We start from the raw sequence: 22,636 nt of genomic DNA on the forward strand, positions 1-22,636 counted from the left end.
CTCACTGATTGGGTTCGAAGACCAACCAAGGAAGCGATGAAGCGTTCCCACAAAGCTCGCCAATCAAAATCCGTCCCACAGCTGGAGCATCGGACCATCCCGCCCAAAGACCGGGTCCATCAAAGGTCTGGCGAGCTTGCTGATAGCGGCTCGGATTTCTGCAGTGGGCGCGTCGCGCAGAATGTCGCCGCTTTGGCCTGGCGGGTAGGCGCCGACAACCAGCAAGTCCGCGGTGGCCGTCAGCCGTCGGTGACCTGTGCCGGCGGGGAGCAGGATCACGTCACCGACCGACACTTGGAGTTCTCGTCCTCCTGCGCCGCCAATCATCAACTCGGCCGAGCCGTGCGCAATGCCGAGGACCTCGTGGCCTTTGGAGTGATAATGGTGGAAGTCGTAGATGCCGTTACGCCAAGCTGGCGGCCAGCCGTTATGATCGAAGCGCTCTTCCATCAAGCTCGCGAGATCAGAGATATGGCGCCCGAATGCCGCCCGATAGACGAGTGCTGGGAAGCGCTGGTTGTTGGGGATGCTGCCCCGCTCTTCGAAAGGCAGCGCCAGAATGGTTGGCGTCGACATCGCTTCGCCTTTCATTCGCGCCCTGCCAGGCTGGAGCCGGGTAGGGCTTTCAATCCATTTTTCGCGGTCAGATACCTGGCCTGACATAGGGCGTCGCATTGGCATCGAACTGAGTCCAGCCTTCGCGCTCATAGTCGGCTCGGCGCACCGCCATGTCGATCGGTGTCGCGCGATCCATGATCGCCTCCGCTTCTGGCGCTCGCTCCTCAGCAGTGCGAAGCGAAACTACGGATCCGCCGCGCCGGACGCTCTCGGCGTAGACGTGCGCGTCCCGCTCGTCGACGCCGGCGCTTGTCATGGCACCGATGATGCCTCCTGCAGCCGCCCCGGCCGCCGCCCCGGCGGCTGTTGCCGCGAGCCATCCTGCCGCCACGACTGGTCCGATCCCGGGGATGGCAATCATGCCCAGGCCTGCGAGAAGCCCGGCCGCTCCGCCGACGCCTGCTCCGATGCCTGCACCTTCCCCGGCATTGCTGTCCTCGTGATCCTCGCGGTGCCCGATGACGCTAATGTCGCTGTCCGAGAAGCCAGCATTTCCCAGCTCCTCCACGACCGCGGCCGCAGTGGCGTAGTCCTCATACGATCGGGTAATTGTGAGGGGCATTTCAAATCTCCTTTCAGCGACCTTGGTCAGTGACGGGTAATGTTGCCGCGATAGTCCACGCTTACGGTGACCGGCTGACCGCCATGCGTGGCAGTGCCCTTCCAGACGCCATTGTCATCCTTCTTGAGCTCGCCGATGGCGGTATAGCCGTTGGCCTCAAGGCGGCTCTTGGCCTGGCCTTCGGTGAAGCTGTTCGCTCCCGGAAGCGGAGCATTCGCATCCGCCGGAGCAGGCGACGTCGTCGACGTCTGTGCAAACGCCCCTAGCGACGTGAACGACGCGACTATCGCGGTGATGACGAGCTTTTTCATGTGTTCCTCCCGAGAACGCAGGCCTGAAGGCCGATGCCGCAGAGAACGGGGGCAGCCAAAATTAGTTCCAGTTCGGAGGTGGTTTAGACGCCGTCGGACGACGCGGAGGAAACGCTTTCCGGAGGCTTTGACGCGATCGCGTCTTCAAGGGCCTTGCCAAATCCCGATGTCTGGAATGCCACGGAACAATTGCGACCAGGCAGGATTGGATCACTGCCAGATCACGGTGGCCGCCCAGGGCTCCTGGGTGCAAATCGAACTCTCGAGGTTTCCCATGCGCATGACCGTTGCAACCCTTGGCCTGTCGCTGCTGACGAGCGCCGCTTTTGCGCAGTCGGCGCCGACATTGGCTCAGCCGCCCATGTTCACGGAGGTTAATCAGGCTTCAGCGCTTGGGAGCAGTCTCAAGGGCCTGAACGTGAAGAATGCCGGCGACGAAACCGTAGGCGAGATCGAGGATCTCGTTGTCGTCGGCAACACGCTCGCGTCGTACATTCTTTCCGTCGGCGGTTTCCTCGGAATGGGAACCCACTATGTCGCGGTCAGCCCGAACTCCATCGCCATTACGTGGAATGAAGCCGACAAAAAGTGGAATGCCCGGATCAACGCAACGAAGGATCAGCTGAAGGCTGCGCCCCAGTTCAAATACGAAGGCCGCTTCGCCAGATAGCGCTCTGCTAGTTGCTCATCATGGCCCCGCTGACTCCGGTTGGCGGGGCTCTCTCTTCGGCTCGCCACGGGCCAAAGCCCGCAGTCGATCGCGTCGGATTAATACCGGGAAGGTGTGCCACCCAGGGTGGCCGTCACGGATCACATTAGACAGAAGAGAGCCCGTTCGGCAGCGATCGCCCAGAGGGCGTCGTGAGACCGTCGCAGCAAAAGCCCTAGGTCGGCGGTATTCGGGCCAAGGGACGGGCGTCGGGGAGGAACTGGCCTGTTTCACTGGGAGCGCTGAACGAAGGCGGAGCGTCGATTAGACGCCCCGGGAACGGCAGGCGTCGCGCAGCGTTGAATTGGCCAATGAGCGCGGTGCCGCTTCTGGCGCCGCCGAGCCGGGCAATTCAGGGAGATTGGCTGATGAAGGGGACCAAGCAATCCAAACCGGGAAATGCCGGTGAAACACATCAGACCGCAACGGGGCGAGAACAGCGGATCACGACGAACCATGGCGTACCGGTCAGCGACAACCAGAACTCGCTCCGGGCCGGCTCACGAGGTCCTAGCCTCCTTGAAGACTTTGTGCTGCGCGAAAAAATCCAGCACTTCGATCACGAGCGCATCCCCGAGAGGATCGTGCACGCACGGGGTTCGGCGGCCCATGGGTTTTTCGAGCTCACGGATTCGCTTGAGGAATTCACTCGCGCCAGGATCCTGACCGAAGTCGGAGCGAAGACCGAGGTTTTCACCCGCTTTTCGACCGTGGCGGGTGGCGCCGGATCGGTCGACACCCCACGAGACGTTCGGGGTTTCGCGGTCAAATTCTATACGAAGGAAGGCAACTGGGACCTCGTTGGCAACAACATCCCGGTGTTCTTCATCCAGGACGCGATCAAATTCCCTGACCTAATTCACGCGGTCAAAATGGAAGCCGATCGGGGCTATCCGCAGGCCGCGAGCGCCCATGACACTTTCTGGGATTTCGTCAGCCTCATGCCTGAAGCAACGCACATGATCATGTGGGCGATGTCGGACCGCGCGATCCCCCGATCCTACCGCATGATGGAGGGTTTCGGGGTCAACACCTTCCGCCTGCTGAACGACCGTGACGAAGCTACGTTCGTCAAGTTCCATTGGCGTCCCAAGCTTGGGACGCAATCGACCTGCTGGGATGAGGCAGTCAAGATTGCAGGTGCCGACCCCGACTATCATCGTCGCGATCTATATGAAGCGATCGCTGCGGGCGACTTCCCTGAATGGGAATTCGGGGTCCAGCTCCTAAGTCAGAAGGATGCTGATGCATTGCCCTTCGACATCCTGGACGCAACGAAGCTGATCCCGGAAGAGCTCGTGCCAGTCCGGATGGTGGGCCGAATGGTTCTCAATCGGAACCCCGAAAACTTCTTCGCCGAAACCGAGCAAGCCGCATTTCTTCCGACCAATATGCCGCCCGGCATCGACGTTTCGGAGGACCCCTTGCTGCAGGGGAGGTTGTTTTCCTATCAGGACACGCAGCTATCGCGTTTGGGTACGGTGAATTTCCACCAGATCCCGATCAATCGGGCGAAGGGGTGCCCTTTCCAGAACCTCCAGCGCGATGGCCAGATGCAGACGCAGGTCTTCGCCGGCCGCGCCAACTACGAGCCTAACAGCCTGAATGAAGCGGGCGAGGAGGGCGGGCCTCGTGAAGACCCACGCGGTGGCTTTCGAACGTTTGCCAAGGATCTCGATGGAGCGAAGGTTCGGCTCCGCGCCGAGAGCTTCGCCGACCACTATTCACAAGCTCGGCTATTTTTCCGCTCACAGACGGAGATTGAACAGGCCCACATCGCCAGCGCTCTGGCTTTCGAGTTGTCGAAGGTCGCTCTGGAGCACGTCCGAGTGTGCATGCTTTCCAATTTGCGGAATGTCGACGAAACCCTGGCCAAGCGAGTTGCCGACGCTTTGGGCATGCCGCTGCCGACGGCTTCTCAACCCGCTCTCGCCCCGCAGGACATGGAGGCGTCGCCGGCCCTTCGTATCATCGGAAAGTATCCGCAGACCCTGGAGGGCCGAACCATCGGCATCCTGGTTACCGATGGCGCCGATGGCGAGATGATCAATGCTCTCAAGACAGCAGTCGAAACGGAGGGTGGCAAGACTAAGATCGTCGCGCCCAGGATAGGCGGCGTTTCGTTGAAGAAGGGCGGGAAGCTGAAGGCAGATGGTCAACTGGCCGGGAGCCCTTCGGTGATTTTCGACGCAGTCGCGCTCGTCCTGTCCGAAGAAGGCTGTATCGGCCTGCTTGATGATGCCGCCGCGGTCGACTTCACCAAGGACGCCTTCGGTCATCTCAAAGCGATGGGCTTTAGCCCCCAAGCAAGGCCGCTGCTGCAAAAGGCTGGTGTATTCGTCGATGCAGGTATCGTTGCGTTGAGTGATGACCCAGCTGCCTTTGTGGAAGCTGCTCGCACGCGGCAATGGGACCGAGAAGCCCAAGTTCGCTCACTCGCCTGAAGCAGTGAGCCGGCGACTGCGATGAGCTTGCTCTCGGCCATCGCCTCTAAGCTTCCTCCTCGAGGCGCTTGGTTTTTGTCCCTGCTGCGCTTCGCCGCCGCAGCCGAACAGGAACCAGCGCTCTGGCAGCCGGTTATGTCGCCGTGAAGTCGGAGTTTGCACCATGACCACAGATGCGGCTTTCGAAACGCTTCGACGGTTCGGCCAAGCGCCATCCACCGCACAGTTCTGGATGTCATCGACCCCGGCGAGAAATTTCAGCACCCTGAATGAATGCCTGCTGTTTCTCGCCGATGCGACTGAAGGCGAGCCCCTTCCGGATGTGCGCGTCCACTCTGAAACTGGCGACATCGCCTTAAACGGCCCAGAGCTGGAAAAGCTGATCTCAGCTGCCAGGCTGCTCCGCTCTCCCGCGTAGGGTCTTTAATCGACAATTACCGGCTGGCCGTCGGGGAGTAGCTTTGGATGCCGTCTATAACTGGAAAGCCCATTATTGAGATCCCGGTCGTGAATGTCTCGGAGGTCGTCGTCACTACGGATATGGGGGAAGGCGCGATGATCAAGCTAGAGACGGAAGTGTCAAACGGCCCGCAAAGTTGCCCCCCGATCGGCGTCCAATGTTGACCCCTTGAGTATGCTTCGCGGCGAGGAGGCGGCGCGGCGGAGCTGGTCTGGATTGCGCAGCCGCGCCGGCTCCGGATCGGTGGTGTGCGGGGAACTCAGAGCCTGTTCTTGAAGCGCCAGCTCTCGTTGCCCGTCTCGACGATGTCGCAGTGATGAGTGAGCCGGTCGAGGAGCGCGGTGGTCATCTTGGCGTCGCCGAAGACGGACGGCCATTCGCCGAAGGCGAGGTTCGTGGTGACGATGACGGAGCTCTGCTCGTAGAGCCTGCTGACCAGGTGGAAGAGCAGTTGTCCTCCGGACTGTGCGAAGGGCAGATAGCCGAGTTCGTCGAGGACGATGAAGTCCATGCGGGCGAGATAATCGGCCATGCGGCCCTGGCGGCCGGCGCGGGCTTCGGCCTCGAGCTTGTTGACGAGATCGACGACGTTGAAGAAGCGGCCGCGAGCGCCGGCGCGGATGCAGGCCCGGGCGATCGCGATGGCGAGATGGGTCTTGCCGGTCCCGGTGCCGCCGACGAGGACGACATTGCGCTGATGGGCCAGGAAGTTGCCGCCAGCGAGATCGTGGACGAGTGCTTCGTTGATCGGCGTGTCGTCAAAGGCGAAGTCGGCGATGTCCTTGGCGAGCGGCAGCTTGGCGATAGTGATCTGATACTTGATCGAACGAGCCTGCTTCTCGGCGATCTCGGCGGCGAGCAGATCGGCGACGACGCGCTGGGGCTCGTGCTGGCGCTTTACCGCCGAGGCGATGATCTCGTCGAAGGCGGCCTTCATGCCATAGAGCTTGAGCTCGCCCATGGTGGCGAGAATCTCCGAGCGTTCCATCACACGGCTCTCCTGAGGCTGTCGTAGCGGGCACAATCGGCGGCGGGCTCATGGCGCAGCCGCAAGGCATCGGGCGTCATGATCGTGATCGCTGCCGCGGGCTCGCGGCGCCGGGCCAGGATGTTGATGATCACGTCGGCGGAATGGACGCCTTGCCGCAGAGCGTCCGCGCAGGCGGCTTCGACGGCAGGCAGCCCGTCGCTGAGCACCGCCGTGAGGATCTCGACCATCTGCCGATCGCCGTCTTGAACGGCAGCGAGCTTGCGCCGGACCCGGTCGATCGCGCCGGGCAGAACCCAATCCTTGAAGGGCGCGCCATTGCGCAGAGCGCCCGGTTTGCGAGCCAGCACCGGGACATAGTGCCAGGGATCGTAGATGGTCTGGTCGCGGCCGTAGCAGCGGGGATGCTCGCCGACGAGGCGCCCGTCCTGGCGCAGTTCGATCCGATCGGCATAGGCGCGGATCTCGACGGGGCGCCCGACCGCACTCGCGATGACCGAGTACTTGTTGTTGTCGAAGCGCACGAGGCAGGTCTTCGACACCGAGGCCGGCAGCGCATGGAAGCCATCGAACCGCCCGGCGTAAGGCACGAGGCTCGACCGCTCGGCTTCGAACATCTCCCAGATCGTGCGGTCACGTTGCTCCGGATGGCGGTGAGCCTTGGCGTAGCGGAGCACCTGATCCATCAGCCAGGCGTTCAACTCGTCGTAGTTCTTGACCCGCAGGCGCGGGGCGAAGAAACGCTCCCGCACGAGCCCGACCTGGTTCTCGACCTGTCCCTTCTCCCAGCCCGAGGCCGGCGTACAGGCGACGGGATCGACCAGATAATGGCTGCACATCTGCTGGAAGCGACGGTTATAGGCCCGCTCCTTGCCGACGAAGATCGTCTCCACCGCGGTCTTCATATTGTCGTAGATGCCGCGCGTGCAGGCGCCTTTGAAGAAGGCGAAGGCCCGGTCATGGGCGTCGAAGACCATCTCCTGGCTCTCGCGCGGATAGGCCCGCACGAACAGCATGCGCGAGTGACAAAGCCGGACGTGCGCGACCTTTACCTGGGTCGTCACGCCGTTGATGACGACGATCTCGTGGCTCCAGTCGAACTGGTAGGCCTCGCCGGGCGCAAAGCTCAAAGGCACATAGGCGTCGGCCGTGACGGCGGATTGCTCGCGGCGCCAGCCTCTCGCATAGCGACGAACGGCATCGTAGCCGCCCTCGAAGCCGAGATCCCGCAGCTCTTCGAAAAGACGGATCAGCGTCAGGCGCTCGCGGGCCGGCTTGCCGTCGTTCGCCATCAGCAGCCGATCCAGCTCCTGGCGCCAGGGCCCGATCTTTGGTTGCGGCTGAACCTTCCGCTCATACTCGAACGACGTCGCGCCCGAGCGCAGCACCTTCCGCACCGTGTTCCGAGAGACGTGCAGCTCGCGGGCGATCTCCTTGATCGTCTTCCCGCGGATCGAAAACTCGCGCCGGATCCGCGCAATCGTATCCACGCCCTTCATCCCCCGCCCGCCCATCCGAAACCAGGACGGGCAGTCTCACCGAAACCGGCTCAAGGGGGTCAAAGTTGGACGCCGATCCCCCGCCTCACGGGGTCAAACTTGCACGCCGAAACACAACGGAAGCCGACGCAGATCTTTGGCTTGTCCTCTCGCCGACGGTGCTTGTCCAATTGGAAGTCATGCTCGCGCGCGCAGCGCAGGAGCAGGCCAAAAAAGTGCCAAGGCAGTAGTCTAACCGTGCCGAGGACGGCACTGGCCCGCTGCAAGCTCAGCCGCAAGCGGAGCACCATCTGGGATCGCGCGCGCAGTGACCTGAAAGGAACCTGCTGCGGGTTGGGCGGTTGCTCCGTGGGGGGCGATGGAGGAACCCATGCGTGACGGTCACGGCAACAAGCTCTCGCCCGAAGAGCAAGAGCGGGCAAAGTCGATCCAGGGTGCCCCTGACAAGGACTCCTTGAACAAGGTTTCGATCGATCCGCACGCCGACAAGGATACTGGCGAAGCGGACAAGCCCGATGTGAAATCGGAAGACAAGCCGGCCGCCGGGCCAGGTGAATAAGGTGGGCCATCGGTTGGGCATCAATTGCTTGAGGGGTCAGGCCGGCTTTGAAGCAAGGAACGGAATTGGCTGAGCGAGCAAGGCAGCCGGGAGCTTGCTTTCTTCTCCGCGATCGGCCGCCATTTCCCGAAGATCGATGAGCCGGCCAGGACTACGACCCGCTAGCTCCGCGTTTCCGCTTGCCCGGATTGTCGGAGACCACCGCAGAACTGTGTCTTCAGATCGCTTTAGCCAAGATGACCTGGCGTATCAGTTGGCAGGGCTTGTCGGTCGTCAGGAATGCAAGGTCTGCGGCATCTCGCCCGTGCACGATACGGACCAGCCCCTCGATCGGAGCGAGCCTGGTCGGATCGACGAGCCACCATCGATTATCCAGAAAGACCTCCATGACCGCGTGAAAGTCAGGCGGTTGCAGGTCGACTGCGTAGGCACTGACCGCTCGTGATGGAATGGACAGCGCCCGGCAAAGCGTAATGCCTAGGTGGGTGAAATCTCTGCAAACGCCGGCGCGAACCGTGAATGTGTGCGCGGCGTCGGTCTCGGCGGTGCTGACGCCGGACACATAATCTACGTTTCGATTTATCCATTCCATGATCGACATGACCCGAGCGACCCCGTCCTCCGCCTGACCAAACTCGCGCAATGCGAAGCGCTGGAACTGGTCGCTGGGGCAAAAGCGGCTTGGAAGCAGATAGGGCAGAACGTCGGCTGGAAGTTCGCTCCAGAGGTGCTGCCGGGCGGCCGAGGGCAGGAGCGCGCGCGTGCCGTTGTCGACCACGGCGTCGTAGGAGATTGTCACTTCCCCGGACAGACAGGCCCGGAAGCCCCGCTCGCCGTCGGGACCGGTATCGCATGCCAGTTCTGTCGAGGGCATCGCCGAGAGTGCTTCGGACAGCACCGTTTGATCCGAGGACCGGGCTGCCTCGATCTTGCCAATCACCTGGGTTGGAAAGGCAAAGCCGTAGACCAGGGTTGTAGTCGTTCGGACTTGCATTCTGTCGCCTCGAATAGTGTCGCGCGATCAATCGTGACCGCCGACCAGCGTTCAATCGGTATTGGCTCGATGAGGATTTTGTCGCGCGTGCGGATTTCAGCGTCGCTGCAAATCACTGGCTCCGACCGCTGCCTCTCTCGAAAAGGAGGTCGCTCCCGTCATGTAGAGCGCTTCTTCCTACGGGCGTGCGATGAGGTTGGCGTCGCGGCCGACTTCGATCGCCGTTTGGGCGTGACGTCCTTCGCTCGTCGGGCTCGGGCCTCGATATTCAAGCGATAGACCCCATAAGCTATAGTACCGGCAACGAGAACGGGTGTCGGCAGACGAGATGCGAGCAACGTCAATGGCACTGCCATGTTCTCAGGGATTTCGCCGTGAGCAACATCGTGCGCTATCCACGCACCCGCTAGGCTAGAGAACGAAGCTTTGATCATTGCTTATCCTCTGTGCCGCCTGGTATGACGGGAACCTGTTCGGCAACCGGGTCGCTCGCTGGAAAGGTGTCCTTCAAAGCCTTCTCCAGCTTTTGGTCGACCGTCATTTCGCGTTCTTCCTTGCGCTGAGCCTTCTGTTCCTGCTCGAGGCTTTTCACCGCGGGACTCTTCTTTTCGGTCACGTCGCCCTCCTGGGTGCTCGATCTTAGAGGTAGCAACGCGAGGCGCGCGTCTGCGTTCCCGCGCCGGCCGATCGATAAACTGCTCCAGGGCGGCAGCTAGCGACGTAGATTGGGTGCCCGCATTGCCGGAGTCACGAGCTTCTGGCCGTCCCGAGGCGGCTGAGCTGGCGCGTTGCGATCGGCTGGCCCGGCTGCTGGCCGGGGAAGAGCCAGCCGAGGGGCCGCTTCACCCGCCACCACTGCCGCAGGAGGCGAGCATGACATAGCGGTCCTTGCGGCCCTTGCGGCGCCCAGCCCGCCTCGATCTAGCGGCCTATCCGCACCTGCCGAAGACGGCAGTGAAGACGACCTCGGCCGCCGATTATGCCGTTCTCCTGCCTGGAGCGGCGGCATGACGGGCCCGGCGAAGGAGGTGATGCCGGCGGGCACCACCGCGGGAACGCCGCAGGTGCTGCTGGCCCATCACCTCAAGCATCTGAAGCTGCCGACGGTCCTGCGCGAATACGACAAGGTCGCGCGGGAATGCGCCCGGGACGGCGTCGATCATCCCCGCTACCTGCTGCGGCTGGTCGAGCTCGAACTGATCGACCGGGAACGGCGCATGGTCGAGCGGCGGATCCGGGCGGCGCGGGTCCCGGCGGTGAAGAGCTTCGACACCTTCGACTTCACGGCGATCCCGAGCATCAACAAGATGCTCGTGCTGGAACTGGCGCGCTGCGGCTACATCCTGCGCCAGGAGAACATCATCGCGCTCGGCAACAGCGGCACGGGCAAGACCCATGTCGCGATCGCGCTCGGGCTGGCCGCCTGCCAGAAGGGCTTCTCCGTCGCCTTCACCACGGCGGCTTCGCTGGTCAGCCAGCTCCTCGAGGCCCGCGACGAGAAGCGCCTGCTCAGCCTCCAGCGCGAGTTGCAGGCGGTCAAGCTGCTGATCGTTGACGAGCTCGGCTATGTGCCGCTGTCGCCGACCGGCGCCGAGCTTCTGTTCGAGGTCTTCTCGCAGCGCTACGAGCGCGGCTCGACCATCGTCACCTCGAACCTGCCCTTCGAGGACTGGACCTCGGTCCTCGGGTCCGAGCGGCTGACCGGTGCGCTTCTCGACCGGCTGACCCACCACGTCAGCATCCTGGCCGTGAACGGCAACAGCTACCGCCTCAGGCAATCCGCCGGCCGTCGCCGCGCCACCGCCGCGGCGGAGCAAAACCAGGCCACCGCCGACGAAGCCGATCCCGAAACCGGCGAGATCATCGCCTGAGCAATCCCGGCAGCGCGATATGGCGAGGGCCCCGATCGGGGCCCTCGCCATAGCCGCCGCACGCTGGCCTGGAATCCGACCGTCGTTGACACAGTGGCCTTTGATCGGAGAACGTTCAACGCCCCAAAAACAAGTAGCTACCTTATGGTATGAATTATGGTAGGAATGATGGTATGAATTGAAATCAGATGGCATTGTAAATATTTGATTTTATTTACTTATTGTCGTTATAGGTGCGTATCCCCTAGGGAGCGCCATTTTCGGCCAGATGCGCCTGTTTTATAAGGCCTTTTTTTGCTCTTCTTGCCCCACCTCGGAATCCGGTGGGACAATTATCGATCCAGCCTGAAGCTTCCTCATCGCTGAATCTGCCATCAGTGGCTTGCGAGCTGCGCGTGCGTAGCGTTCCACCTCCTCCAGTGTCTTGTGGCTCGTCACCGACATCAATTCATGTGGGGTCGCTTGGCTTTCAGTCAATCGCGCGGAGAGCCGAACCTTCAGTTTCCCAGGCACGCGGACGTACCACCGCACATTGCTGTGCCGGCCCACGTCTTTGCTGAGCCGCGGAGGGGTCGGACGAGGCATTAGGCGACATAATCCCATGGGTTAGCGTCAGACGTAGGCTCCGGTATCTGCGTGTGTCCAAGCAAGCCGTGGCACGCGCAGCAAATAGGAGCGGTGCGGGTGCCCGCTTTGGTCGCGATATTCGCTTCAGCGACGATGACGTTCGGGCGCTTTGGGAAGCCATGCGTTGCCAGCCTACGGGCAATCTTGGCCGGCATCTCGATCCGCTCCGTTCGCAGCAGAAAAGGCGTACGCAAGCCTTCGGAAAATGGCAGAGGGGAAGCGCAATGCGGTCCTGGCTGAGGGCCAACGCCGAAAAGAGGCGAACCAGCGTCTGCGTGACGAGACGCTTTCTGAGAAGGCCGCGCGCCTCCTAACCAGCGGCAGGCGGCCAAAGCAGCCAAAGTCATGAGCGACGATTCTACCCGCCCCGTATTCGTTAGCCGCACCACCGCTGCTGCACCGATGGAAATCAGCGCAGATACCTTCGACACGTGGGTGCGCATCGGTTTCGTTCCTCCCGCCCAGATCAATAGGGGGCAGATCATCCGCTGGCACTGGCCGACCGTCGAGGCACAGCTATCGACGCGAGCCTCGCAGCAGGCCCACGATCCGAGCATTGTAACGGGCAGGTATGTGTCCGATCGAACCCGCCCCAAGAAGCCCAAGTCCTCCCCTTCGACCCCTGCCGCCCCGGACCATTCGGTTGCGTTGAAGTCGTAGCCGTTGGCTGCGGCGAAGGCGGTCACATCCTCAGGCGACGCGCCCTGCGCCGCGCCATAGGCCGAGATTCAGCGGCCAGCGAGATATTCGTATTTTTGGAGGCGCATGGGGATTAGGATCGGCAAGCACAGCGTATCGTTGCACCAACGTTGCCCTTCGCATTCGCAATGGGATCTGACTATGCCAGACACATCTTCAAATGGCATCGATCGGCGAGACCTGATATTAGCCTCCATCGCCGCGGCCGGTACCATCGCTGCATCCAGCGTCACACCTGAGCCGGCCAATGCGCAGAGCACAGCTTCATCGCCTGCCAGATCGCCATTTGGGACAGTTTATACTGGTGATGTGATCGATGGCAAAAAGGTCGTCAGCAAGCTCGATGTTGCCGATCTGGAGCCGGGCAAGAAGCACTGTTTGTATTTTCAGGGCGTGAAGGCGCCCACCGGCCAGCATTGGTACGTGTCAGTCACTGTCGCCAAGGGCGCAAAGCCCGGAAAGCGAGTTGTGATGACAAGTGGCGTACATGGCGATGAAATGAGCTCCATTCATACGGTCCACACCGTGATGAGCCAACTCGATCCGGCGCAAATGTCGGGTACGGTGATGGCGGTCACGGATATTTCCCGCCCTGCATTGGAAGGTATGCAACGCCGGTGGCCCAATCAGGGCAGAGGCATTGATCTGATCGACATGAATCGTGAATGGCCCGGCAATGAACATGGCCTCACCGCGACGAGCCGCCATGCCGGATTGCTGTTTAACCGGCTGCTGAGTCCGAACGCCGACGCCGCGATCGATTTCCATACCGGAACCACTGGGATCGAGGTTACTGCATTCAATATTGGCGAGATCGATAGGCCCGAGGTTAAGGCTATGTTGGATCTCTATCCCGTCGGACAGATCTTTAATATGCCGAAACTTGCCTACCCAACCGTCCTGCATAATGCGTTCATCGATGTAGGTATCCCCGCCTTTACACCGGAGATCGGCGCTGCGCGCGTGCTCGACGCCAAGATGATACCGTTGTTCGTGGAAGGAACGATGAACGTTCTGAAGCATCACGGCATTATTGCCGGGCCGATGGGCCGGACCGGAAAAGACGTGGCTGTTTTCGTGGGAAACAGTGGCTTCCCAATCGTCGCCAGCGAGGGCGGAATCGTCGAATATCTGGTCACACTCAACGAAAAGATTGAGCCAGGACAGAAAGTTGCCATCCAACGCAACAGCTTCGGCGAAGTGATCAAGGAGTATACCAGCGCCATAGCTGGCGAAGTCATGGGCCTGCGCACCGATGCGATGGCCGAGCCCGGTAACCCTTTGGTTATGATCCTTTTCAATAGCCCGACGCAGGACGGCGTTGATACCTATCCCGAATAATCAATTGGACGTCAGCTCTGACGAGCGTCGATTACATCCGCAGCCGACGCCGGTTCTCCGCTTGCGCGGTGTCTCGCAGTCAGGCAGTCATGGATCTCCACTGCTAGCCAGCCTGCGTCATTATTTGACTGGCAGATGACCAAGAGCAATTGGAAATAAAGAATCCTGCAGTTCTTGCTGTTCGTGAAGCCGCATGCATGATGCATCGCGTGTCTACCTGACATCGCTTGCGAGGCGTTATGTTGAGACTGACTGCGGCTTTGATTTTGGCTTTTTTTTCCGCGCCCGCCTTTTCTCAAAGTCACCCATCGGACTTGATGAAAGAGCCGTGGATCAGGGCGAAGTGGTCTCAAGCGATCAAGGGCGCGAACCTCAAGCAATGGGATTCCTGGATCCGCGACCTGAACGGTGTGGGCTCGGGGCCTGACGACAAGCGGGACGCATCGGGCAAGAGCTGGACGGTCGCGCAGCTCTGCCAGCCACATGACTGCGCCGACAACAACCTTGCGGTAATTATCGATCGCCAGAATCGGAACCTCTGGGGCTTGCTCCTCAGGGCCAACCCGACCTCCCGCAAATATTTCGGCAACCCCGGCCCCGAAGAGAAGGCGATCCTGGAGGCCGTGTTTCACGGCAGCCTCGCCAACGTGCGTAGCAGGAGCACGGGCGTTGTCGCCGCGGAGCAAGACGATAGCGAAGTGCTGCTCAATACACTGCCCGAACCGCAGCAGAGCGCTCCGGCGCGCGCCGCCTCGCAGAGCGTACCGGCAGCCGCACAGGATCGGCCCCCGCGAGAGCAGCCGTCTGCCGATCCGGCGGTATGGCGCTATGGCAATCACCCGTTGTTCGGGTTATCCGCACATGTCGACGTAAACGGCGAGAGCGTCGGTCTAGCCTGCGGGTTTCGGGGCACCGACCTGATGCGGGCCGATTCCGTCCTGTTTCGGATTACGCGCGGCTTATCGCCGGACGCCACAAAGCCCAGTCACGGGATAATCATCGTCGAAGGCACGCCATACGCAGGCACTTCGCTGTTTACGGTTCACGCGCGAAGCTTCCTTGAGGAGAAGGAAAATGCCTGTGGCGTGATTCAGGCGCTGCAGCGCGGGAAGGCGATCCACTTTCCCGAGGGCATCATGACTGGCACTGAGTTTGCGACCAACAAGTATACTCTTACGCTGAAGCAGCGCGGCATAGAGAAGAAAATCAGCGGCGACCGCGACCTGCACAAGCTGGTCGATACCAAGCGGATACCATTGACTGGGGCGGCGAAGGCCATCCGGCAACTGATCAACGCCTGCCCTGCGATCAGGGCGGATTTCAGGAATGACTGCGGGGTTTGATTTCCTACACCGGCTGGGGCCAGTACATCCGTGCTCTCCAGCCGGTTTACCGCTTACGCAGCGTCTCTAAGGCAATCCCCGACTCTGTCGGGCCACCTATGGACAACGGCCTGATGGGTCGCGATCGGCGTCACGGTGGTCATGAGCAGGAACCCGCCGACACCGCCGTTCCCGTTTCATCGCGGTAGGCGCGCTGCTCTGCGGCCATGTAGTCCCGCGCTAGGCCGTGATCGATCTCTCGCAACGGCTTGGACGCCGTAGCCATGAGGGGGCTTTTCTTGGTCGACGGGCCGCCGACGAGAGCAACCCAGAGGCGCGGAGATTCCGCCCAGTCCGGGTCATGCTGTTTGACCTGCAACCGAACGCCGTCAGGGACTGCAGCAGCGCATACGGCGAGCGCAGCAGCGGCGATCCGTCCCCTACGCAGCCAAGCGCCGGCTCCCGGGCATCGAGGTCGGAGCATCGCGCCGCCGTCCCGCGCCTCGCACGATCCCGCCGACCAGGCCGCGCAGTGAAATCCCCATAGCGCACGGCCCCGGCAGCGGCTTCCTCCATTGGAGGCTTTCGAACGCCGGCCTTCAGCCCGGTACAAACCAGCCCGCACCGGCCGGCACCCGAAACCCTTCACAACTGCGGACATTGACCGCATGCCGCGAAAGCGGGCCTCCCTGGTTGGCTTCGAGCAAAGTGGAGAAACCGCGCGACAAGGCCGCAGGCTTGAACCGTCTTGAAAGACGATGGATAGCTGCCCAATATCCTCGATGGCCACTAGGCCCACCAACAGTATTCAGTGAGGGAACAGTATGTCGGATGCCCTGCGCATCGCGCACGGAGCTTTCGGCCGGGTGGCGCTGCTCGACATGGATCGCAGCCTAGTCCGGCACGCACACCCGCATTGCCATGTGCTGCTCAAGGTCGACGGCGACGACACGCGATTCCTGGTCGGGGACCATGTCGCGCCATTGACCGATGATCTCGCCGTGCTGGTCAATGCCTGGGAGACGCATGCCTATGTCCATGATCCCTCCAGAAAAAATGCGTTGATCCTGGCGCTTTACATCGAGCCGGACTGGCTGCGCAGCTTCCGGCCGAACTGGGCGGCGAGCGGTTCGCCCGGCTTCTTCGAGCATTCGGCCGGTGAGGTCAGCGCCCATATCCGCCAGACCGCGCTCGATCTCGCTGCGGAGATGGTGCACGAGCCCGGCGCGAGCCGCCGGCAGGAGGAGCTGCTCTCGGAACTGATGATTGCCGTGATCGAGCGGTTCACGCCCTGGCGCTCGATCGGGGCCTCGTTGCGCGAGATCGCGCGCTCGAACGCGGTCGATTTCCGGGTGCGCCGGGCGATCTCGCTGATGCGCTCGAATCCGGCGGCATCGCTCTCGATCGAGCGGCTGGCGAGCGAAGCCGGTCTGTCGCGGGCGCATTTTTTCCGGATGTTCGAGGCCTCGACCGGCGTGACCCCGCATGTGTTCCTCAATGTGTTGAAGGTCGAGCTTGCGGTCGGCGCTGTCGTCGACGGCGATGAGAACTTCAGCGCGATCGGGGACCGGCTCGGCTTTAGCGCGCCAGCCCATTTCACCCGTTTCTTCCGCGACCATTGCTCGGTGGCGCCGAGCGAGTTCCGCAGCGTGGCGCGTCTCGGCCGCTGAGGCCGTTCCTTCGAATTTGAGACTTTTCGGTAAGTCGCGAGACTGGGCGGGATCGAACCTGGCCGGCCGATGACCGATTCTTCCCGTGAGGCGCCTCCGTAAGAGCGCCTCACGGGAGCTGAACGCTGGTGAAGGCTGAAACCATTTCTTGGACCGGTCAGTCCGTGGAGCGCGTCGAGGACGCTGCCCTGCTGACTGGCCGCGGACGTTTCATCGACGACCTCGGCACCAGGCCGGGCACGCTGCACGCCGCTATCCTGCGCTCACCGCACGCACATGCCGACATCCTCTCGATCGAGACCGGGGTCGCCGCTGCGCTCCCGGGCGTGGTGGCGATTGTCACGGGACGTGACCTCGCAAAGCTCACCACACCGATGGTCGCCGGGCTGAAGATCGCCGCCGAGAACTGGCCGATGGCCGTCGAGCGCGTGCGCTATGTCGGCGAACCCGTCGCGATCGCGGTCGCGCAGAGCCGCTATCTCGCCGAGGATGCGCTGGATGCTATCGAGGTCGCATACCGGCCGCTGAAGGCCGTCGTCGATCCCGTCGCCAGCATAGAGGAGGGTGCGCCCGTCCTGCACGAGAAGGCCGGGGCTAACCTCGTCAGCGACCGGCGCTTCCGTTATGGCGAGCCTGATGCTGCCTTCGCCGCCGCCGCCCATACCGTCTCGGTCAGCATCGCCTATCCGCGCAATACCGGCTCGCCGATGGAGACCTTCGGGGTCATCGCCGAATACGATCCGCATGAGGACGTCTACGACATCCTCGCCAATTTCCAGGGCCCGTTCAGCATCCACACCGTGCTGGCGCGCGCCCTGAAGGTCCCCGGCAATCGCCTGCGGCTGCGCATGCCGCCGGACTCCGGCGGCAGCTTCGGCGTCAAGCAGGGCGTCGCGCCCTATGCCGTCCTCATCGGCGCCGCCGCCCGGATCGCCGGACGGCCGGTGAAATGGATCGAAGACCGGCTCGAGCATCTCGGCGCGGCGGTCGCGGCGACCAACCGCGTCACCACGCTCAAGGCTGCCGTCTCCGCCGAGGGACGCATCAGCGCGCTCGACTGGGATCAGCTCGAGGATTGCGGCGCCTATCCGCGCGCCCCGGAGCCGGCGACGCTCTACCGGATGCACGGCAACATGACCGGCGCCTACGACATCCGCCACGTCGCGATGCGCAACCGCGTTGTCCTGACCAACAAGGCGCCGACCGGACTGGTGCGCGGCTTTGGCGGCCCCCAGGTCTATTTCGCGCTGGAGCGGCTGATGCAGCGCATCGCCGTCGAGTTGCAGCTCGATCCGCTCGACGTCATCCGCCGGAACCTGATCCCGGCCGACGCCTTTCCCTATCGCACCGCGACCGGCGCGCTCTACGATTCCGGCGACTACCAGGCCGCGGTCGAGCAGGCGGTCGCCAGCCGCCTCGCCGATCTGAAAAGCCGCCGCGACGAGGCGCGCGCCTCCGGCCGGCGCTACGGCATCGGCTTTGCCGCGGCGGTCGAGCCCAGCGTCTCCAATATGGGCTACATCACCACCGTGCTGACCGCCGAGGAGCGGCGCAAGGCCGGGCCGAAGAACGGCGCGCAGGCGACGGCGACGATCTCGATCGACCCGGTCGGCTCGGTCAGCGTCCATGTCGCCTCGACGCCGCAGGGCCAGGGCCACCGCACCGTGCTGGCTCAGGTCGTCGCCGACATCTTCGGCCTGCCGCACCGCGAGATCAGGGTCGTCGCCGACCTCGACACCGGCAAGGACGCCTGGTCGATCGCCTCCGGCAACTATTCCAGCCGCTTCGCCGCTGCGGTGGCGGGGGCCGCCCATCTCGCCGCGACCCGGCTGCGCGACAAGCTCGCCTTGATCGCCGCGGATCAGCTCAAGGCTGAAGCCAGGCAGATCGGCTTCGCCGGCGGCGTGGTCTTCGCCAAGGGGAACCCGGACAAGACCGTTCCGTTCGGGCGGATAGCGGCGCTCTGCCACTGGTCGCCGGCACTGCTGCCGGAGGGCGTCGACCAGACCATCCGCGAGACCGCCTTCTGGACGCCGCCGCAACTCGCGGCGCCGAGCGAGGGCGACGAGATCAATTCCTCGCTCTGCCATGGCTTCATCTTCGACATGGCCGGCGTCGAGGTCGACCCGGCGAGTGGGAGGGCGCGGATCGACCGCTACGTCACGATGCATGACTGCGGGCGCGTGCTGCATCCCGGCATGGTCGAGGGCCAGATCCGCGGCGGTTTCGCCCAGGCGCTCGGTGCGACCTTCTACGAGGAGCTCGCCTATGCCGAGGACGGCGCCTTCCTGACCGGCACCTTCGCCGACTATCTGCTGCCGACCGCGACCGAGACGCCGGACATCGACATCCTGCACATCGAGACGCCGTCGCCGTTCACGCCGCTCGGCACCAAGGGGGTCGGCGAGGGCAATTGCATGTCGACGCCGGTCTGCCTGGCGAATGCGATCGCCGACGCACTCGGCGTCTCCGAAATCAACCTGCCACTGACCCCGGCCAGGCTCGCGGCGCTAGCCGCCGGGCCGGAACCGGTCCGGCCGGCGACGAGCCGCGCGGCGGCGCCTGCCGCCAGGCCGGGCGATCGCAGCCTGCGCGGGGAAGGCGAGGCCAGGGTCGCTGCCGCGCCCGAGGCGATCTGGGCGATGCTGCTCGACGTCGACACGCTCGCCTCGATCATCCCGGGTTGCCATGGCGTGCAGAAGCTCTCCGAGACGCATTTCAAGGCCGATGTCACGCTCGGCGTCGGCCCGGTGAAGGGGCGCTACAAGGCCGAGATCGAGCTCTCCGACCTCGACGAGCCCAGGGCCGCGACATTGACCGGCTCGGTCTCCGGCGCGCTCGGCACCGGCGGCGGCCACGGCCGCGTGACGCTGACGCCGGATGGCGCGGGCGGCACGGTGATCGGTTACTCCTATGAGGCCGCCGTCGGCGGCAAGGTCGCGGCGATCGGCGGGCGCCTGCTCGACGGGGCGGCCAAGGCGATCATCGGCCAGTTCTTCGCGGCGCTGGCGCGCAAGGCGTCGCCGGGCAGGCCCGGCCTGCTCACCCGCCTGCTCGGAAGGCGCGCATGAAGCCCGCGCCCTTCGACTATCTCCGCGCCGGCAGCCTCGACGAGGCCCTGGCGGCGCTCGCCGAGCATGGCTCCGACGCACGCATCATCGCCGGCGGCCAGTCGCTGCTGCCGATGCTGAACATGCGCCTCGCCAAGCCGACCCTGCTCATCGACGTCATGGGAGTCGCCGGTCTCGACCAGGTCCGGCGCGAAGGCGAGATGATCGTCGTGCCGGCAGGCGTGCGGCAAGCGGCGCTGCTGAAGCGGCCGGGCCTTGCGAGCGAGCAGCCGCTTCTGGCTTTCGCCTTGCCCTGGCTCGGCCACTACCAGACCCGCGCCCGCGGCACGGTCTGCGGTTCGGTCGCCCATGCCGATCCCAGCGCCGAGATCCCGCTCTGCCTGGTCGCGCTCGCTGGCGAGGTCCGCCTGCGCTCGCGCCGCAAGCGCCGGGTGCTCAAGGCGGCCGATTTCTTCTCCGGCATGATGGTCACCGAGAAGGCCGATGACGAGCTGATCGAGGCCGTCGCCTTCCCGGCGGCCAGGCCCGGCACCGGCTATGCCTTCAACGAGGTGGCGCGCCGGCATGGCGACTTCGCAATCGTCGGCTGCGCCGCGATAGTCGAGGCCGGGCAGATCCATCTCGCCGTCGCCGGCGTCGCCGACAAGCCGGAGCGCCGGAGCTGGCCGCGCCTCGACGGGGCGGCGCTCGACGATGCGCTCAACGTCTTCGCCTGGGAGCTCGACGCGCGCGAGGACCTGCATGCGAGCGCCCGGCTGCGCCGCGACCTCGTCCGTACGCTCGGCCGCAGCACGATCGAGGAGGCCAGCCGATGCCTCGCCTGAGCGCCGCTACCCGCCACCGCATCGGCTTCACGCTGAACGGCAAGCCCGTCTCGATCGAAGCCGAGCCACGCCTGCTCGCGACCGACGCGCTGCGCCACGGCCTCGGCGCGACTGGCACCCATGTCGGCTGCGAGCACGGCGTCTGCGGCGCCTGCACCATCCTGATCGACGGGGTACCGGCGCGTGCCTGCCTCACGCTCGCCGTCCAGCTCGAAGGTCGGCAGGTCACCACGGTCGAGGGGCTGGCGCCGGCGCAGGATCGTCTCTCGGTGCTGCAGGCCGCCTTCCGGCGTCATCATGCGCTGCAATGCGGATTCTGCACCGCCGGCATCCTGGTCTCGCTCGAAACCTTCCTGCGCGAGCAGCCGGAGCCGAGCGAGCAGGAACTGCGCGAGGTCGTCGGTGGGCATCTCTGCCGTTGCACCGGCTACACCCCGATCATCGCTGCCGCGCGCGAAGCCGCCGCCCTGCTGCGTCGTCCGTCTCAGACCATTACCGCGGAACCCCTCGATGTTTGACCTCGGGACCAGCTTCACCGCCAGCGTGGCGCGAACTCCGGACGCGCTCGCCATCGTCGATGGCGAGGTTCGCCTCAGCTATGCGCAATGGCTGGCGCGCATCTCCTCGCTCGTCGCCGCCTTCGACGGCCTCGGGCTCCGGGCGGGCGATCATCTCGTCACGGTTCTGCAGAACCGCTGGGAAGCGGCGAGCCTGCACTGGGCCTGCCAATTCGCCGGGCTGATCATGACCCCGATCAACTGGCGGGCGAAGCCGGACGAGATCGACTTCGTGCTGGAGAACGCCGGCGCCAGAGCGATCGCCTTCGAAGCCGTCTCCGCTGCTGCCATGGCCGAGAGTGCGCTCGCCAAGGGCCTGCTGAGAATCGCGGTCGGCAGCGATGCCGGGTCCGCCGACCTCGGCTTCGCGCAGATGATCGCAAGCGAGGCGCCGACCGCGATGCCCCGCGCTGGCGCCGAAGACTGGTCGTTGATGCTCTACACTTCCGGCACCACGGCCAAGCCGAAGGGCGTGCCGCGGCGGCACCGGGCCGAACGCATGGCGGCGCTCGCCCATGTCGCGCAGAACCTCTATGGCAGCGGCGAATGCACGCTCGGCGTCATGCCGCTCTATCACACGATGGGCGTGCGCTCGCTGCTGGCGATGTCGCTGATCGGCGGCACCTTCGTCTGCCTGCCGCGCTTCGATGCGGCGCGGGCGCTGGAGCTGATCGAGGCCGAGCGCGTCAGCAACCTCTACCTCGTGCCGACGCTCTATCACGACGTCGTCCATCACCCGCGCTTTGCTGCAGCTGACGTGTCCTGTGTGCGCAAGCTCGGCTTCGCCGGCGCGCCTATGACGGACGGGCTGCTCGGCAAGCTGACCGAGGCCTTCAGGCCCGAGCTCTTCGTCAACCATTACGGCTCGTCGGAGATCTACACTTTCACCATCAACCAGAACGCGGCGGCGAAGCCGGGCTGTGCCGGCAAAGCGGGGCTCAACCAGCTCATCCGCGTGGTCCGGCTCGGAGCGACTTCGGCCGCTGAGCTGGCCCGGGCCGGCGAGGAAGGCGAAGTCGTCGCGCTCGCCGCCAGTGACGAGGCCTTCGAGGGCTATTGGCGCCGGCCCGAAGCCGACGCCAAGTCGCTGCGCGACGGTTGGTACTTCACCGGCGACACCGGCTATTTCGATGAGGACGGCGACCTCTTCGTCACCGGACGCGTCGACGACATGATCATTACTGGCGGCGAGAACGTCTCGCCGGTCGACATCGAAAGCTGCCTGTCGCTGCACCCGGCCGTCTCGGAAGTGGCCGTGGTCGGCCTGCCGGACGAGCGCTGGGGCAAGATCGTCGTCGCTTTCGTGCACCGCACCTCAGCCGTGACTGCCGAGGAGCTCGACCTGCACTGCAAGGTCTCCGGCCTCGCCAATTTCAAGCGTCCGCGTCGCTACGAATTCGTCAAGGCGATCCCGAAATCGCCTGTCGGCAAGCTGCTGCGCCGCCAGCTCGTCGCCGGCGAATACGAGCTCGAACGGCCAGATCTCGCCGCCGAATAATCCGCCCCCTGC

Annotated in this window: 21 protein-coding genes; 13 read left to right on the forward strand and 8 right to left on the reverse strand. The window is 63.9% G+C overall.

Features of this window, described 5'->3' with window-relative positions; translation table 11 throughout:
* Positions 1 to 63: 63 nt before the first annotated feature.
* From AC3RCC_RS06905 to AC3RCC_RS06915, 3 genes are all read right to left on the reverse strand, one after another.
* Positions 64 to 576 (reverse strand): cupin, encoded by a 513-nt coding sequence (locus AC3RCC_RS06905; protein WP_291649129.1) that lies wholly within the window; start codon positions 574 to 576, stop codon positions 64 to 66.
* A gap of 67 nt (positions 577 to 643) precedes the next feature.
* The gene (locus tag AC3RCC_RS06910; protein WP_492257986.1) at positions 644 to 1,180 is read right to left on the reverse strand and encodes a general stress protein; all 537 of its coding nucleotides are present in this window, start codon (positions 1,178 to 1,180) and stop codon (positions 644 to 646) included.
* A gap of 26 nt (positions 1,181 to 1,206) precedes the next feature.
* Complete coding sequence (locus AC3RCC_RS06915) at positions 1,207 to 1,491, reverse strand: PepSY domain-containing protein (protein WP_291649133.1); 285 nt, start codon at positions 1,489 to 1,491, stop codon at positions 1,207 to 1,209.
* Between the two features lie 274 nt (positions 1,492 to 1,765).
* Here AC3RCC_RS06915 and AC3RCC_RS06920 point away from each other — a divergent pair, with 274 nt between their 5' ends.
* The 3 genes from AC3RCC_RS06920 to AC3RCC_RS06930 all read left to right on the forward strand — a co-directional run bounded on the left by AC3RCC_RS06920 (position 1,766) and on the right by AC3RCC_RS06930 (position 5,062).
* Positions 1,766 to 2,161: a PRC-barrel domain-containing protein gene (locus AC3RCC_RS06920; RefSeq protein ID WP_291649135.1), complete on the forward strand. Its 396-nt coding sequence runs from the start codon at positions 1,766 to 1,768 to the stop codon at positions 2,159 to 2,161.
* Positions 2,162 to 2,568: 407 nt separating this feature from the next.
* Positions 2,569 to 4,644 carry a catalase gene (locus tag AC3RCC_RS06925; RefSeq protein ID WP_291649248.1) on the forward strand — a complete coding sequence of 692 codons (2,076 nt, stop codon included), beginning with the start codon at positions 2,569 to 2,571 and terminating at the stop codon, positions 4,642 to 4,644.
* 163 nt (positions 4,645 to 4,807) lie between these two features.
* Positions 4,808 to 5,062 (forward strand): hypothetical protein, encoded by a 255-nt coding sequence (locus tag AC3RCC_RS06930; RefSeq protein WP_291649136.1) that lies wholly within the window; start codon positions 4,808 to 4,810, stop codon positions 5,060 to 5,062.
* A 301-nt stretch (positions 5,063 to 5,363) separates the two neighbouring features.
* On the opposite strand, the gene istB (AC3RCC_RS06935) is transcribed toward AC3RCC_RS06930, so the two are convergent.
* Both istB (AC3RCC_RS06935) and istA read right to left on the reverse strand, forming a co-directional pair.
* Complete coding sequence (istB, locus tag AC3RCC_RS06935) at positions 5,364 to 6,092, reverse strand: IS21-like element helper ATPase IstB (protein ID WP_492257987.1); 729 nt, start codon at positions 6,090 to 6,092, stop codon at positions 5,364 to 5,366.
* Positions 6,092 to 7,591, reverse strand: coding sequence for an IS21 family transposase (gene istA, locus AC3RCC_RS06940; protein ID WP_492257988.1), 1,500 nt, complete (start codon positions 7,589 to 7,591; stop codon positions 6,092 to 6,094). Before istA ends, istB (AC3RCC_RS06935) begins: the two co-directional genes overlap by 1 nt.
* A 370-nt stretch (positions 7,592 to 7,961) precedes the next feature.
* On the opposite strand from istA, the gene AC3RCC_RS06945 reads away from it, so the two are divergent.
* Positions 7,962 to 8,150, forward strand: a complete 189-nt coding sequence (locus tag AC3RCC_RS06945; protein ID WP_291649140.1) for a hypothetical protein — start codon at positions 7,962 to 7,964, stop codon at positions 8,148 to 8,150.
* 217 nt (positions 8,151 to 8,367) lie between these two features.
* On the opposite strand, the gene AC3RCC_RS06950 is transcribed toward AC3RCC_RS06945, so the two are convergent.
* The gene (locus AC3RCC_RS06950; RefSeq protein ID WP_291649142.1) at positions 8,368 to 9,144 is read right to left on the reverse strand and encodes a transglutaminase-like domain-containing protein; all 777 of its coding nucleotides are present in this window, start codon (positions 9,142 to 9,144) and stop codon (positions 8,368 to 8,370) included.
* Positions 9,145 to 9,574: 430 nt separating this feature from the next.
* Entirely contained in the window at positions 9,575 to 9,760 is a 186-nt protein-coding gene (locus AC3RCC_RS06955) for a hypothetical protein (RefSeq protein ID WP_291639912.1), read from the reverse strand.
* 415 nt (positions 9,761 to 10,175) lie between these two features.
* On the opposite strand from AC3RCC_RS06955, the gene istB (AC3RCC_RS06960) reads away from it, so the two are divergent.
* The 4 genes from istB (AC3RCC_RS06960) to AC3RCC_RS06975 all read left to right on the forward strand — a co-directional run bounded on the left by istB (AC3RCC_RS06960) (position 10,176) and on the right by AC3RCC_RS06975 (position 15,025).
* On the forward strand, positions 10,176 to 11,015 hold the full coding sequence (gene istB / locus AC3RCC_RS06960; RefSeq protein ID WP_291649250.1) for an IS21-like element helper ATPase IstB: 840 nt from the start codon (positions 10,176 to 10,178) through the stop codon (positions 11,013 to 11,015).
* A gap of 972 nt (positions 11,016 to 11,987) precedes the next feature.
* On the forward strand, positions 11,988 to 12,302 hold the full coding sequence (locus tag AC3RCC_RS06965; RefSeq protein WP_492257989.1) for a hypothetical protein: 315 nt from the start codon (positions 11,988 to 11,990) through the stop codon (positions 12,300 to 12,302).
* 180 nt (positions 12,303 to 12,482) lie between these two features.
* Positions 12,483 to 13,682, forward strand: a complete 1,200-nt coding sequence (locus AC3RCC_RS06970) for a M14 family metallopeptidase (RefSeq protein WP_291638204.1) — start codon at positions 12,483 to 12,485, stop codon at positions 13,680 to 13,682.
* A 239-nt stretch (positions 13,683 to 13,921) separates the two neighbouring features.
* Positions 13,922 to 15,025, forward strand: coding sequence for an Ivy family c-type lysozyme inhibitor (locus AC3RCC_RS06975; protein ID WP_492257990.1), 1,104 nt, complete (start codon positions 13,922 to 13,924; stop codon positions 15,023 to 15,025).
* 139 nt (positions 15,026 to 15,164) lie between these two features.
* Here AC3RCC_RS06975 and AC3RCC_RS06980 read toward each other — a convergent pair whose 3' ends face one another.
* On the reverse strand, positions 15,165 to 15,674 hold the full coding sequence (locus AC3RCC_RS06980) for a DUF3987 domain-containing protein (RefSeq protein WP_492258760.1): 510 nt from the start codon (positions 15,672 to 15,674) through the stop codon (positions 15,165 to 15,167).
* Positions 15,675 to 15,828: 154 nt separating this feature from the next.
* Between AC3RCC_RS06980 and AC3RCC_RS06985 the strand changes: the two genes are divergently transcribed.
* The 5 genes from AC3RCC_RS06985 to AC3RCC_RS07005 all read left to right on the forward strand — a co-directional run bounded on the left by AC3RCC_RS06985 (position 15,829) and on the right by AC3RCC_RS07005 (position 22,624).
* Positions 15,829 to 16,674 (forward strand): helix-turn-helix domain-containing protein, encoded by an 846-nt coding sequence (locus AC3RCC_RS06985; protein WP_291638202.1) that lies wholly within the window; start codon positions 15,829 to 15,831, stop codon positions 16,672 to 16,674.
* A 164-nt stretch (positions 16,675 to 16,838) separates the two neighbouring features.
* On the forward strand, positions 16,839 to 19,745 hold the full coding sequence (locus tag AC3RCC_RS06990; RefSeq protein ID WP_492257991.1) for a xanthine dehydrogenase family protein molybdopterin-binding subunit: 2,907 nt from the start codon (positions 16,839 to 16,841) through the stop codon (positions 19,743 to 19,745).
* Positions 19,742 to 20,569: an FAD binding domain-containing protein gene (locus tag AC3RCC_RS06995; protein ID WP_492257992.1), complete on the forward strand. Its 828-nt coding sequence runs from the start codon at positions 19,742 to 19,744 to the stop codon at positions 20,567 to 20,569. The genes AC3RCC_RS06990 and AC3RCC_RS06995 overlap by 4 nt, the downstream gene beginning before the upstream one ends.
* Positions 20,557 to 21,087: a (2Fe-2S)-binding protein gene (locus AC3RCC_RS07000; RefSeq protein ID WP_291638199.1), complete on the forward strand. Its 531-nt coding sequence runs from the start codon at positions 20,557 to 20,559 to the stop codon at positions 21,085 to 21,087. Before AC3RCC_RS06995 ends, AC3RCC_RS07000 begins: the two co-directional genes overlap by 13 nt.
* The gene (locus AC3RCC_RS07005) at positions 21,080 to 22,624 is read left to right on the forward strand and encodes an AMP-binding protein (RefSeq protein ID WP_492257993.1); all 1,545 of its coding nucleotides are present in this window, start codon (positions 21,080 to 21,082) and stop codon (positions 22,622 to 22,624) included. The genes AC3RCC_RS07000 and AC3RCC_RS07005 overlap by 8 nt, the downstream gene beginning before the upstream one ends.
* Positions 22,625 to 22,636 lie beyond the last annotated feature (12 nt).

This window comes from Allobosea sp. GW823-FHT01F03 (assembly GCF_058798075.1).

Bases quoted from the DNA above. Each gene is read 5' to 3' on its own strand.
- AC3RCC_RS06905 (WP_291649129.1), bottom strand. From the start codon at position 576: ATGTCGACGCCAACCATTCTGGCGCTGCCTTTCGAAGAGCGGGGCAGC.
- AC3RCC_RS06910 (WP_492257986.1), bottom strand. From the start codon at position 1,180: ATGCCCCTCACAATTACCCGATCGTATGAGGACTACGCCACTGCGGCC.
- AC3RCC_RS06915 (WP_291649133.1), bottom strand. From the start codon at position 1,491: ATGAAAAAGCTCGTCATCACCGCGATAGTCGCGTCGTTCACGTCGCTA.
- AC3RCC_RS06920 (WP_291649135.1), top strand. From the start codon at position 1,766: ATGCGCATGACCGTTGCAACCCTTGGCCTGTCGCTGCTGACGAGCGCC.
- AC3RCC_RS06925 (WP_291649248.1), top strand. From the start codon at position 2,569: ATGAAGGGGACCAAGCAATCCAAACCGGGAAATGCCGGTGAAACACAT.
- AC3RCC_RS06930 (WP_291649136.1), top strand. From the start codon at position 4,808: ATGACCACAGATGCGGCTTTCGAAACGCTTCGACGGTTCGGCCAAGCG.
- istB (WP_492257987.1), bottom strand. From the start codon at position 6,092: ATGGAACGCTCGGAGATTCTCGCCACCATGGGCGAGCTCAAGCTCTAT.
- istA (WP_492257988.1), bottom strand. From the start codon at position 7,591: ATGAAGGGCGTGGATACGATTGCGCGGATCCGGCGCGAGTTTTCGATC.
- AC3RCC_RS06945 (WP_291649140.1), top strand. From the start codon at position 7,962: ATGCGTGACGGTCACGGCAACAAGCTCTCGCCCGAAGAGCAAGAGCGG.
- AC3RCC_RS06950 (WP_291649142.1), bottom strand. From the start codon at position 9,144: ATGCAAGTCCGAACGACTACAACCCTGGTCTACGGCTTTGCCTTTCCA.
- istB (WP_291649250.1), top strand. From the start codon at position 10,176: ATGCCGGCGGGCACCACCGCGGGAACGCCGCAGGTGCTGCTGGCCCAT.
- AC3RCC_RS06965 (WP_492257989.1), top strand. From the start codon at position 11,988: ATGAGCGACGATTCTACCCGCCCCGTATTCGTTAGCCGCACCACCGCT.
- AC3RCC_RS06970 (WP_291638204.1), top strand. From the start codon at position 12,483: ATGCCAGACACATCTTCAAATGGCATCGATCGGCGAGACCTGATATTA.
- AC3RCC_RS06975 (WP_492257990.1), top strand. From the start codon at position 13,922: ATGTTGAGACTGACTGCGGCTTTGATTTTGGCTTTTTTTTCCGCGCCC.
- AC3RCC_RS06980 (WP_492258760.1), bottom strand. From the start codon at position 15,674: ATGCGGTCAATGTCCGCAGTTGTGAAGGGTTTCGGGTGCCGGCCGGTG.
- AC3RCC_RS06985 (WP_291638202.1), top strand. From the start codon at position 15,829: ATGTCGGATGCCCTGCGCATCGCGCACGGAGCTTTCGGCCGGGTGGCG.
- AC3RCC_RS06995 (WP_492257992.1), top strand. From the start codon at position 19,742: ATGAAGCCCGCGCCCTTCGACTATCTCCGCGCCGGCAGCCTCGACGAG.
- AC3RCC_RS07000 (WP_291638199.1), top strand. From the start codon at position 20,557: ATGCCTCGCCTGAGCGCCGCTACCCGCCACCGCATCGGCTTCACGCTG.
- AC3RCC_RS07005 (WP_492257993.1), top strand. From the start codon at position 21,080: ATGTTTGACCTCGGGACCAGCTTCACCGCCAGCGTGGCGCGAACTCCG.